Raw genomic sequence first — 8,749 nt, 5'->3', positions numbered from 1 at the left:
TTTATCAATCCTTTCTGTAATTTGGTGTGGTAACTTAATTATACAGAAAAGAAAGAGGTGATTCAAGGATTTTTTTAAAATCCCGAATCACCTTTTTTTATTAAAAATTCTTTTTTATATCTCTTGATATATCACGTTCTTTTATACTTTCGCGCTTGTCGTAATTTTTCTTTCCACGAGCTGTAGCAATTTTTACTTTAACAAGACCATTATTATTATATACAGTTAAAGGAACTATTGTATATCCTTGTAATTTTACTTTTTCAGCTAACTTTTTTATTTCTCTTTTATTTAATAATAGTTTCCTAACTCTAGTTTCATTAACATTGTATATATTTCCAAAAGTATATTGAGAAACAAACATTCCCATTATCCATACTTCGTTTTTTATTATTCTTACAAAACTTTCTTTAATACTAACTTTTCCTAATTTTATAGATTTAACCTCTGTACCTTTTAACTCTATTCCAGCATCATATTCATCTTCAATGAAATAGTCAAAATATGCTTTTTTATTATTAGCTAATATTTTCATTAAATTACCTCCGAAATTATTTCTATTTTTTCATAGTCAAGTTTTAATATTTTTATTTTTACTTTATCTCCAATATTATAAATTTTACCGTATTTATCATGCAACTGATAATTTTCTATAATGTATTTATTAGTATCGCTATCATAAAAAACAGTTTCTACTAGATTTTCTAGTTGAAGAAATACTTTTCCAGAAATAATACCTGAAATTCTTGCTTCGAATACAGAATTAATATTATTTTTCATATAATCTAAAATTTTAAGCTTTATTGAGTCCTTTTCAAGTCTTTCAGCAGTTCTTTCTGTTTTAGAAATATGTTCAGCTATCATTTTGTATTCTTCCATTTTTTTATCTATAAATTTTGTTGAAATTTTTTTGTTATTTAATGAAAAATCAAGCATTCTGTGTACTATTAAATCTGAATATCTTCTTATTGGAGAAGTAAAATGTAAGTAATTATCTAGAGCTAAACCAAAATGTCCTTTGTTTTCATTCATATATTTAGCTCTCTTCATAGATTGTAATATAGTTTTATGTATCAAATATGAATTTACATCATTAGAACTTTTATCAATGATTTTAGATATTTTTCCTGGATGAATATCCATAATATTACTTATATTATATCCTAAGATATTTAGTTTTTTATTTAAACTTCTTAGCGTATCAGTTTCAGGTGATTCATGTACCCTATAAATTGCAGGACTATTTTGCCAATGAAGATATTCAGCAACAGCTTCATTTGCAGCAACCATAAAATCTTCAATTAATTCTTGAGATAGACCAGAAGTTCTTTTAGATATTTCTTTAATATTACCATCTTCATTTAATATTAGTTTAATCTCTGGAATATTGAAATTAATCATACCTTTTTTATTTTTGTTTTTTCTTAATAACTTTGAAAGTTCTAGCATATCCCATAACATACTAAAACTTTTATCATTATTTTTATACATTTTATTTACTTCATCATAGTTAAGTCTATGGTGTGAATTAATTATAGATTTAAAAAAATCACTTTCTATAAGCTTACCGTTTAAGTCATATTTAAGTTTTACTGTAAAAGTTAATTTATCTTCATTAGGATTAAGTGAACATAAATTATTAGATAATTTTTTAGGCAGCATTGGAATTACATTTTCTGCTAGATAAATACTATTACCTCTCTTAGCAGCTTCCAAATCTAGATTAGAGTATTCTTTAACAAAATAAGACACATCAGCTATACTAACAAATAGAGTATAGTAATTATCGTTTTTTTCAAGATATATAGCGTCATCTAAATCTTTTGCACTAATATCATCAATTGTAATAGTATTTTGATGACGTAAATCAACTCTATAATTTAAATCATTTTCTATATTAGGTCTTTTTATAGATACAGTTTCTTTTTTTATTTCAGGGCTAAAACCTGTAGATATGTTAGAAGCGTATAATAAAGAGTTTAATATATTGTTAGAATTATTAATATTACCAAAATTTGAAATAATATTTACTTTAATATCATCCTTTTGTAGAGTAGTGTAGTCAATCCTAAAACTTAAAATATCTCCTTGATTTATTTTAATTTTATTTTTGGGGCAAGTAACTATTAAATCACTACGGTTTATTCTTATTATATATTTGTTTCTTTTTGAAATAATAACATTACCAAAATAGGGAGTTTCTTGTCTTTTTATTATTTTTATAACCTTACCTACTAATTTTTCATTATCTATAATTTCAACTGCAACGGTATCACCATCGAAAGCATTATTAAAATTTACATCTCTAATTAAAACTTTTTCATTATTTTCTGTATATGTAAAAGCAATTCTTCTATTTTTACATATAAATTTACTTTCAAAAATATTATTCATTTATTCACCTTTTTTTATTAAATTATTTCTAAATAAAATAGTATTTGGATGTATAATAACATTTTTTTTGATTAAAAACTCTAATTTAAAGTTTATTTCTAGAAGTATAGCAGAATCTAAGTTAATTAATGATTCCTTTCTTATTAAATCAACATTAGGATAATTCCTGCCATCTTCAATAGCATCCGCTAAATATACTATTTTATCTATTAATGTCATGTTTTCACGACCTATAGTATGATATCTAAGGGAGTCTAATATTAATTCATCTGTTATATTAAATTTTTTCTTTGCATAAGCAGCTGCTGCGAATCCATGTAGTACTTGATTTATTTTAAATCCATTATCAAATATATGCTTATATTCCTCTTCAATAATAGAGTAGGCATTTTCATCGTCAAAATATTTTGCTATATCATGCAATAAAGCACCAACTTCTACAATTTCAGTTGGTGCATTATATATTTTTGCAAGTTCTAAAGCTTTATCTCTAACTCTTAAAATATGATTATATCTTTTTTCTGTAACAAGATTTTTTAATTCTTGATCAATTTTATTTAAATCGTACATAAATTCTCCTTAATTTGAATCAATTTCAACATTAATTTCATTATATTCTTTATAGTTTTCTTTTAAAGTATATTTAACAGAGTTAACAAAATTTAAAATAGATTCATTATTTAGTTTGCTGAAATAGTTGTTTAGTTTTATAATTAAAACATTCTTTCCATCCATTTTTAGAGAGTATGCTGCCAAAAATTTATAATTATCATTTAATTTATAAAAACTTGAATTTTTAATTAATGCATTAACATAATCACCTTCATCAACTATATTTAAATCTGTTTCAATTTCATATTGTTTGAAATCTTTAATTTTTTTATCGTATAGATATATAGTTAAAGTTTTTACATCATTGTTATTTGAATTTTCACTTAAAACTATTGGGTTATTAACTCTATAATTTACATAAAAATATGATACTGTGCTTAATAAAGCTAAGCAAAATACTGTAATCAAAAATTTATTTTTTTTCATTATTTACTCCTCAAAATTTTCTCTAATTGCATCAGCGATAGCATTAACAGCTATCATTTGTCCTGTTTCACTTGCTAATTTTGAATTGTCATATTCATTAGTTATGAAACCTAATTCTATTAATATAGAAGCAGATTCACTTCCACGTAGTACAGCAAAATTAGCTCCAAAAATACCTCTTTTTCTAAAATTCATTTGTTTTGAGTAATTATCTAAAATAACTCTAGCTAAGTTTGCACTTTTTTCTTTAGTCCTATTAATGAAGAAATCACCTAATATTTGGTTAATTATACTTACTTTTTTTGCTTGTGCTTCATCATATTTTTCTTCTAATTCTATAAGTTTAGAAGTATAAGGATTAGTTTCTTTAGAAAAATAGAATATCTCAGCACCATTAGCTGTTTCATTAGAAGCAGCATTAAGATGTATACTTACAAATAAATCAGCTGAATTTTTGTTGCCAATCTTAGGTCTTTCGCTTAGTGTTATAAATCTGTCATCACCACGAGTAAGAATAACTTTATGATCTCTTTTTAAATTATTTGCAAGTTTAAGTGTTACTTCAAGCGCAATATCTTTTTCTAATTTACCATGACCTCTTGCACCAGAATCATGACCACCATGACCTGCATCTAGAACTATTGCTAATTGTTTTTTTGTTAAGGGACTAATTTTTTTAGGAACCTCAACTTTTGATTTTTTAATTTTTATTTCATTATCTGAATATGTAATTATAGAATTATATCCATATTGTGAATAAGTATAAATACCAATAATATCTTTAGTAACTTCATCTATCATTATATATTTAAAGAATTCATCATTGATATTTATTTGTTTTAATACTTCTTCTGATATTTTTGTGTTTTTTAAATTTAGTTCTGTAACATTGTAATGAATATTATTAGATGTAATGGTAGATTTACTTATGGTTGGTTTTGAAATTTTAGAATCAAATTTTAATATAAATTCACCATTTTGATATTTTACATCTTGTAATATAGTAGAAAATGTTAAACTAGAAACACATATACCAAAAAGAAGTATAGTTTTTTTAATTTTATTAAACATAAAAACTCCTTATTTTAATATATGTGAAACAGCTTTTTTAGTTAAAGTTAATCTTGAGTTCTGATCAACTTTTATTTCTACAGTTTCTTCATCTATTTTTGTTATATTTCCTATTATACCTCCAACAGTCATAACCTTTTGACCAACAGTTAAATTATTCATTAATTCATTATATTTTTTTCTTTTTTTATTATTTGTATAATATATCATACCAAATATTGGTAAAAATATTGCAAAATATATTGCTAATACTGTAATTGTAGAATTCATAATGTTCTCCCTTCAAATTCATATTTTAATTATATCATATATAAAATTAAAAATCTATAAAGAAATCTATAGACAAATATTTGAATTTCCTTTATTATATAGTAAAGGTAGGTGTATTATGAATATAAATTTAGAGAAGCAAAAAGAAATAGACACAATATATAAAAATATTAAAAAAGATATTGATAGTGCTATTAAAGCTTATGCAAACACAATTAATTACAGTGAAGAAGACTATTTTGCAGAAATAGCATTTTGTATACTTACACCACAAAGTAAAGCAAAAAATGCTTGGTCTGCTATAGAAAAATTAAAATCTAATAGATTACTATATAATGGGAGTGCAGAAGAAATAGTAGATTATTTAAATGTTGTAAGATTTAAAAATAATAAGTCAAAATACTTAATATTGTTGAGAGAATTGATGACAAGAAATGGTAAATTAGACAGTAAAAATATATTAGCAGAAATAAAAGGTGTAAAAGAGAAAAGAGATTGGATATTAGAAAATATTAAAGGAATGGGATTAAAAGAAGCTGCACACGTTTTAAGGAATTTAGGATATGGAAGATATTTAGCAATACTAGATAGACATGTATTAAAAAATTTAAAAGAATTAGGTGTTATTGAAGAAATACCTTCAAGCTTAACTAAGAAAAAATATTTTGAAATTGAAGATAAAATGGAAAAGTATTCAGAGGAGGTTAACATACCAATGGATGCATTAGATTTAGTATTTTGGTATCAGCAAGCAGGGGAAGTATTTAAATAATGATTTATTATTTATAAGTTTTTTTATAAGGAGTTTATATAATTAAACTCCTTTTATATTCCAAAAAGGAATATATATTCTAAAATTAATCTTGTTAAAAAATTAATTTAGAGTTATATTATTTGTGTAATTACAATAAGAAATTGAGAGGAGGCTAAGATGGAAGATAGAAAGAGTAGAAGAAAAGAGAAACCATCACAAATACCTTATGCATTAATATTACTTGCATGTTTAGTTGGATTTGGTTTCTACTTAAAAGAACCAAAATTAGTATTATACTGGATTTTTGGTCTAGCTTTTGGGATTATTCTTCAAAGATCAAGATTCTGTTTTACAGCAGCATTTAGAGATCCAGTATTAACTGGAGGTACTTCGATTACAAGATCTGTATTATGGACTATATCTTTAGCTACAGTAGGATTTACAGCATATAAATATATTAATCAAGAAAATGCTAAAATCTTAATGGCTAATGTATATCCAATTTCAATATTAACAGTTGTTGGTGCTATTTTATTTGGAATTGGAATGGTTATAGCAGGTGGATGTGCATCAGGTACATTAATGAGATTTGGAGAAGGATTTGAAATGCAATGGTTATCATTTGTATTCTTTGTATTTGGATCTGTAATAGGTGCTTGGGCAATGAGTTACTTAGAACCAGCAACAGCATCTACATCTATTAAAGTATTCCTACCAGATGTATTTGGATGGGTTGGTGCTTTAGTAGTACAATTTATAATAATTTTATCAATTTATGTTATTGCTTTAAAATGGCAACTTAAAAAAATCGGAAGTTACGAATAAAAAATAGAAAGAAGGAATTGAATATGGCAAAAGAATTTACATTAGATTGTTTAGGTGAGGCTTGTCCTGTACCTTTAATTAGAACACAAGGAAAAATGGAAGAATTAGAAATAGGAGATACATTAATAGTTAGTATAGATCACTCATGTGCAATGAAAAATATACCAGAATGGGCAAGAAAAGTTGGACATAATGTTGAAATAGAAGAAATAGATGATGGAGAATGGGAATTAATTATTGAAAAATTAGTATAGGAGGAAACATGCAAGCATACTTTAAAAAATTACAAAAGAATCCTATATATAAAAGAATAATGAAAGATCCTTTATCATATAATACAGGTGCTACATTACTTGCAGTATTTGCGATAGCACACTTTATATTTTTTGATAAAACTTGGGGAGTAACATCTACGTTTGCTGTATGGGGTGCAAAAGTATTTAGATTATTAGGTGCAACACCTGAAAATTGGGTTTATTTCCAAACACATGCTTCACAAGGTAAAGCGATTTTAACTCCATTATTACAAGATGGTGGATCAATTCGTAATATAGGAATAATATTTGGGGCAACACTTGCAACTTTATTTGCTTCAGAATTTAGAATTAAAAAGATAAGAAATAAAAAACAAGTTGTAGCAGGTATGTTAGGTGGATTTTTAATGGGATTCGGTGCAAGACTTGCATTAGGATGTAACATAGGAGCATTATTCTCGGCTACAGCAGCATTATCTCTTTCAGGATGGGTATTTGCAGCATTCTTATTAGTTGGTGCAATTATTGGAAGTAAATTGTTAGTGAAAGTATTCATGTAGGTATATATATGGAAAAAAAGAGAGAAAGATATGATGTTTTAATTATTGGTGGAGGAAGTGCTGGACTTACTGCAGCAATATATTGTGGAAGAGCTAAATTAAAAACTTTAGTTTTTGAAAAAACATTAGTTGGAGGATTAGCAACATATACAAGTGATATAGCTAACTACCCAGGTTTTCCAGAAGGAATAGGTGGGACAGAATTAATGAACTTATTTCATAAACAAGCTAAAAATTTTGATGTAATATTTAAATTAACGGATGTTAAGTCTGTAAAATTAGATGGGGAAATTAAAGAAGTAGAAACATTTAGAGTTATTTATGAGGCTCCTGTAGTGGTAATAGCTGGTGGAGGGTATCCTAGATTAACAGGTGCAATTAATGAAGATTTATTCCTTTATGATAAAGGTATTTCATTTTGTGCAACTTGTGATGCAGCAGCTAATACTGATAAAACAGTAATGGTTGTAGGATCAGGAGATTCTGCAATTGAAGAAGGAATATTCTTAACAAAATTTGCTAAAAAAGTTATAGTTTCAGTGGTTCATGATGAGGGTATTATGGATTGTAATGAAATAGCAAAAGCAGAAGCTTTAGCAAATCCTAAGATGGAATTTATATGGAATAGCATGGTTAAAGAATATAAAGGTAATGAAAGATTGGAAACAGTAGTTTTAAAAAATACAAAAACAGGAGAAGACATACCTGTAGATGTAGATACATGTTTCTTATTCATAGGATATTTACCTAACACTTCGTTATATAAAGATGTAATAGATTTATCACCAAAAGGATATGTAATTACAAATGAAAAAATGGAAACTAATATTGAAGGAGTATTTGCTGCAGGAGATATTAGAGAAAAATTCTTGAAACAAGTATCAACAGCTGTAGGTGATGGAGCTATTGCAGGATATAATTCAGAAAAATTCATAAGTGAAACACATACATTTAATAATCAGATACTTAATGATGGTAAAGAAACTTTAGTTTATCTATATGATTCTAGTGATAGTCATATGCTATCTTTATTACCAAAAGTTGAAGAAATTTCAACAAATATTAATTATGATTTGGTTAAGGTAGATGTGTATAAAAGTAAATTTATAGCAAATAAATTAGATATACAAGAATTCCCAGCTTTAGTATATATTAAAGATAAAAAAGTTGAGAAAATATCTAAAGAAATATAAAAAGGACATTAAGTCCTTTTTTATTTGAATTAATAAAATATTTTTGATATACTAATTATGGAGGTATTATGATAGAAGAATGTTTTGGTGAAATATGTCCTATACCATTTTTAAAATTTGAAAAAATTTACAATAATTTGAATGAAGGTGAAAAATTTACTATAATTGTAGATCATAGTTGTGCTAAAGTTAAAATTGAAAATCATTGTAAAAATTTGCAAATAAAAGTTGAGATTGTTGAACCTATTAATGGTATTTGGGAGATAACTGTTTGGAAATAAAAAGATAGTATGAGAGTATTGAAATAAGTCTGTAAATTGAAAAAAATATAATTTTTAGTAAGAGCCTCTTATGGTATATAATATATCAGAACATGTACCAAAAAACTGG

12 protein-coding genes are annotated in these 8,749 nt (G+C 25.5%); 6 read left to right on the top strand and 6 right to left on the bottom strand.

The genetic code is table 11. The features are described 5' to 3' along the window. Positions 1-100: 100 nt before the first annotated feature. From smpB to yajC, 6 genes are read right to left on the bottom strand one after another with little or no spacing between them, the layout of a single operon-like run. Positions 101-535, bottom strand: coding sequence for an SsrA-binding protein SmpB (smpB, locus tag AYC60_RS05850; protein WP_067322359.1), 435 nt, complete (start codon positions 533-535; stop codon positions 101-103). Beyond that, the gene (locus AYC60_RS05845; RefSeq protein WP_067322356.1) at positions 535-2,394 is read right to left on the bottom strand and encodes a ribonuclease R family protein; all 1,860 of its coding nucleotides are present in this window, start codon (positions 2,392-2,394) and stop codon (positions 535-537) included. The genes smpB and AYC60_RS05845 overlap by 1 nt, the downstream gene beginning before the upstream one ends. After that, positions 2,395-2,964: a bis(5'-nucleosyl)-tetraphosphatase (symmetrical) YqeK gene (yqeK, locus tag AYC60_RS05840; RefSeq protein ID WP_067322354.1), complete on the bottom strand. Its 570-nt coding sequence runs from the start codon at positions 2,962-2,964 to the stop codon at positions 2,395-2,397. Between the two features lie 9 nt (positions 2,965-2,973). Further along, on the bottom strand, positions 2,974-3,432 hold the full coding sequence (locus AYC60_RS05835; RefSeq protein WP_067322351.1) for a hypothetical protein: 459 nt from the start codon (positions 3,430-3,432) through the stop codon (positions 2,974-2,976). A gap of 3 nt (positions 3,433-3,435) precedes the next feature. Beyond that, positions 3,436-4,503: an N-acetylmuramoyl-L-alanine amidase family protein gene (locus tag AYC60_RS05830; protein WP_067322348.1), complete on the bottom strand. Its 1,068-nt coding sequence runs from the start codon at positions 4,501-4,503 to the stop codon at positions 3,436-3,438. A gap of 9 nt (positions 4,504-4,512) precedes the next feature. Continuing rightward, complete coding sequence (gene yajC, locus AYC60_RS05825; protein ID WP_067322345.1) at positions 4,513-4,773, bottom strand: preprotein translocase subunit YajC; 261 nt, start codon at positions 4,771-4,773, stop codon at positions 4,513-4,515. Between the two features lie 118 nt (positions 4,774-4,891). On the opposite strand from yajC, the gene AYC60_RS05820 reads away from it, so the two are divergent. The 6 genes from AYC60_RS05820 (at position 4,892) to AYC60_RS05795 (ending at position 8,640) form a co-directional block, all read left to right on the top strand. After that, the gene (locus AYC60_RS05820; RefSeq protein WP_067322342.1) at positions 4,892-5,545 is read left to right on the top strand and encodes an N-glycosylase/DNA lyase; all 654 of its coding nucleotides are present in this window, start codon (positions 4,892-4,894) and stop codon (positions 5,543-5,545) included. A 159-nt stretch (positions 5,546-5,704) separates the two neighbouring features. Then, positions 5,705-6,352, top strand: a complete 648-nt coding sequence (locus AYC60_RS05815; RefSeq protein WP_067322340.1) for a YeeE/YedE thiosulfate transporter family protein — start codon at positions 5,705-5,707, stop codon at positions 6,350-6,352. 23 nt (positions 6,353-6,375) lie between these two features. After that, positions 6,376-6,606 (top strand): sulfurtransferase TusA family protein, encoded by a 231-nt coding sequence (locus AYC60_RS05810; RefSeq protein WP_067322338.1) that lies wholly within the window; start codon positions 6,376-6,378, stop codon positions 6,604-6,606. Between the two features lie 8 nt (positions 6,607-6,614). Continuing rightward, positions 6,615-7,166: a YeeE/YedE thiosulfate transporter family protein gene (locus AYC60_RS05805; RefSeq protein ID WP_067322336.1), complete on the top strand. Its 552-nt coding sequence runs from the start codon at positions 6,615-6,617 to the stop codon at positions 7,164-7,166. Positions 7,167-7,174: 8 nt separating this feature from the next. Beyond that, the gene (locus AYC60_RS05800; RefSeq protein ID WP_067322333.1) at positions 7,175-8,359 is read left to right on the top strand and encodes an FAD-dependent oxidoreductase; all 1,185 of its coding nucleotides are present in this window, start codon (positions 7,175-7,177) and stop codon (positions 8,357-8,359) included. 68 nt (positions 8,360-8,427) lie between these two features. After that, positions 8,428-8,640, top strand: a complete 213-nt coding sequence (locus AYC60_RS05795) for a sulfurtransferase TusA family protein (RefSeq protein ID WP_067322331.1) — start codon at positions 8,428-8,430, stop codon at positions 8,638-8,640. Positions 8,641-8,749 lie beyond the last annotated feature (109 nt).

This window comes from Streptobacillus felis (assembly GCF_001559775.1).
Lineage (GTDB): Bacteria > Fusobacteriota > Fusobacteriia > Fusobacteriales > Leptotrichiaceae > Streptobacillus > Streptobacillus felis.
The sequence above is the reverse complement of the archived record's forward strand: the minus strand, read 5'-3'. Positions and strand labels throughout refer to the sequence as shown.

Coding starts and splice junctions, on each gene's coding strand:
- smpB (WP_067322359.1), bottom strand. CDS start 535: ATGAAAATATTAGCTAATAATAAAAAAGCATATTTTGACTATTTCATT.
- AYC60_RS05845 (WP_067322356.1), bottom strand. CDS start 2,394: ATGAATAATATTTTTGAAAGTAAATTTATATGTAAAAATAGAAGAATT.
- yqeK (WP_067322354.1), bottom strand. CDS start 2,964: ATGTACGATTTAAATAAAATTGATCAAGAATTAAAAAATCTTGTTACA.
- AYC60_RS05835 (WP_067322351.1), bottom strand. CDS start 3,432: ATGAAAAAAAATAAATTTTTGATTACAGTATTTTGCTTAGCTTTATTA.
- AYC60_RS05830 (WP_067322348.1), bottom strand. CDS start 4,503: ATGTTTAATAAAATTAAAAAAACTATACTTCTTTTTGGTATATGTGTT.
- yajC (WP_067322345.1), bottom strand. CDS start 4,773: ATGAATTCTACAATTACAGTATTAGCAATATATTTTGCAATATTTTTA.
- AYC60_RS05820 (WP_067322342.1), top strand. CDS start 4,892: ATGAATATAAATTTAGAGAAGCAAAAAGAAATAGACACAATATATAAA.
- AYC60_RS05815 (WP_067322340.1), top strand. CDS start 5,705: ATGGAAGATAGAAAGAGTAGAAGAAAAGAGAAACCATCACAAATACCT.
- AYC60_RS05810 (WP_067322338.1), top strand. CDS start 6,376: ATGGCAAAAGAATTTACATTAGATTGTTTAGGTGAGGCTTGTCCTGTA.
- AYC60_RS05805 (WP_067322336.1), top strand. CDS start 6,615: ATGCAAGCATACTTTAAAAAATTACAAAAGAATCCTATATATAAAAGA.
- AYC60_RS05800 (WP_067322333.1), top strand. CDS start 7,175: ATGGAAAAAAAGAGAGAAAGATATGATGTTTTAATTATTGGTGGAGGA.
- AYC60_RS05795 (WP_067322331.1), top strand. CDS start 8,428: ATGATAGAAGAATGTTTTGGTGAAATATGTCCTATACCATTTTTAAAA.